Genomic DNA, 1,870 nt, shown 5'->3' on the forward strand with positions numbered 1-1,870 from the left:
GGGGCTCAAGAGCCTGCGGGTGGACAACGGACTTGAGTTCGCAGGTCGCATGCTTGACCAGTGGGCCTACCTGAATGGGGTCGAGATCGAATTGGTCGCTCTGCGCCCGCCTCCGGCTCTCCCGACCGGGCAAGCCGACCGACAACGGCAACAGTCGAGTCGTTCAACAACTGCCTTCGAGCGGAGTGCCTGAACGCCCCGTGGTTCCCGTCGCTGGCCGATGCCCGCGAGCGCATCGAGGAATGGAGGTGCCACGACAACGAAGATCGACCCCACACGGCCCTGGGCGGCTTGACGCCCCGAGCCTTCGCCAACCAAGCTGTCACAGCCCGAGAACTTGCATAGGCCGTGGACCACAAACGGGGTCAACTCCAATGCCCGGAACTGGCCCGTCTTCACCGTACCCGCCTCCGGGGTGATGCGGAGAAACGGCACACCGCCCTGTTCAAGCACGTCCTTGCGGCGCAACTGAGCGATCTCACCGACCCAGGCGCCGGAGTAGGCGCAGAGCCACGGGACCCACCGGCGGGCCGCCGCGTGCTCAGGACTGAGGCGCCCACCATGGAGTGCGAGGGCTGCCGCGAGGATCTTCGACGCTTCGGCCTCGGTGAAGTCTCGGTCGCGCAACACCTTCGCTTCAACGACTTTCACCCGGACGTCAGCGCAGGGGTTGATCGAGACTTTCCGCTCGCCTTTGAGCCAGCCGAACAGCGCCTTGGCCGAGGCGAGGTAGACGTCGCGGATGGTCTGGTTGCTGCGCCCCTTCGTCCTGAGCGTGTCGACCCAATCTGAGACGTCGTCCGGGGAGACTCGGACAAGGTCGTCGTGGCCTACGGACGCTTCCAGCGTCGCCAAGGCGGGCCGCCGGCGCTTCTGGGTCGATGCCGCGAGACTCGATTCCTCGGCGTACTTCGCGAACCACTCCTCCAGCGGCAGGACGAGAGCCGCCGGCTTGGTCGGCATCTTCGGAAAGCGCCCGGCCATCGGGTCCGGGCTGAAATCGCCGTCTAGGTGCTTCAGGCTCTGCTCGACGGCCTGAAGGATCGCCTTGGCGATCGCGTACTCCAGTGCGCCGCGCGTCTCAGGGTTTACGAGCAACCCCTTGCGGGCGAGGTGAGCGTCGATCTCGGGCCCGTAGAAGCGTAGGAATTCGGTACGCTGCTTCAGAATGGGATCTGCGATGAAGCGCTCAATGATCTCAGTCGCGAGCAGGTTGAAGACGGGCGAGAACTGGCCCGTTCGGAACTTGGGGACGAGGTCCTCGTAGAACTCGCCCGCGATGGCGTGGACCTCAAGTAAGGTCAGGCTGCGTACGCCTGCCCGCAGGTTCGCCCAGCGTGCCTCGACCAGCGCCGCGTGCGCGGCGTGCAGGCGCTTAGCCTCGCCGACCTCCTACGTTCCGAGGCTGGCCTTCTCCTCGCGCTTGCCGATGAGCGCTAGGAGGTCCTTCGAGACCCGCTTACGGAACCAGTAAACGCCGGTCTTCGGATGGGGCCAGGGACGCGACATAGCGAGAACCACGTGTGTACCACCCGTGTGTACCACCGGACGGCCGCGAAGTCGCTGTTTCCCTTGGGAGCGTCTGAAAATAAAAGCTTTTCAGGCTGATTGGCGGAGAGGGGGGGATTCGAACCCCCGATGCCCTTGCAGGCATGCCGCATTTCGAGTGCGGTGCATTCAACCGCTCTGCCACCTCTCCGCGGGGGCCTCGATGAGACGAGCGCGGCTTAGCATGGGGCGTGGCGGATTCACAAGCCGGCCCCGGGAGAAAAGTGGGCGGCTCACGGTGGGGGGCCGCGCAGGGCGTCGATGTGGGCGCGCAGGGCCGCCGTGAAGCGGCTGGGGTCGTGGCGGGTGCGGATGCGGGTGG

At 65.8% G+C, this 1,870-nt stretch carries 1 protein-coding gene, 1 tRNA gene and 1 pseudogene; 1 reads left to right on the forward strand and 2 read right to left on the reverse strand.

All coding sequences use genetic code 11. The features are described 5' to 3' along the window. Positions 1–345: pseudogene (locus FV218_RS22300) on the forward strand (integrase core domain-containing protein); the annotation flags it as partial. A 1,047-nt stretch (positions 346–1,392) separates the two neighbouring features. On the opposite strand, the gene FV218_RS23525 reads toward FV218_RS22300, so the two are convergent. Continuing rightward, the gene (locus FV218_RS23525) at positions 1,393–1,509 is read right to left on the reverse strand and encodes a DUF6538 domain-containing protein (RefSeq protein ID WP_348642048.1); all 117 of its coding nucleotides are present in this window, start codon (positions 1,507–1,509) and stop codon (positions 1,393–1,395) included. A gap of 100 nt (positions 1,510–1,609) precedes the next feature. Beyond that, positions 1,610–1,699 (reverse strand) — tRNA-Ser (locus FV218_RS22305). Positions 1,700–1,870 lie beyond the last annotated feature (171 nt).

The organism is Methylobacterium sp. WL69, from assembly GCF_008039485.1.
GTDB lineage: Bacteria > Pseudomonadota > Alphaproteobacteria > Rhizobiales > Beijerinckiaceae > Methylobacterium.

Excerpts from the sequence above, each read along its gene's own strand:
- FV218_RS23525 (WP_348642048.1), bottom strand. The coding sequence starts at position 1,509 with ATGTCGCGTCCCTGGCCCCATCCGAAGACCGGCGTTTACTGGTTCCGT.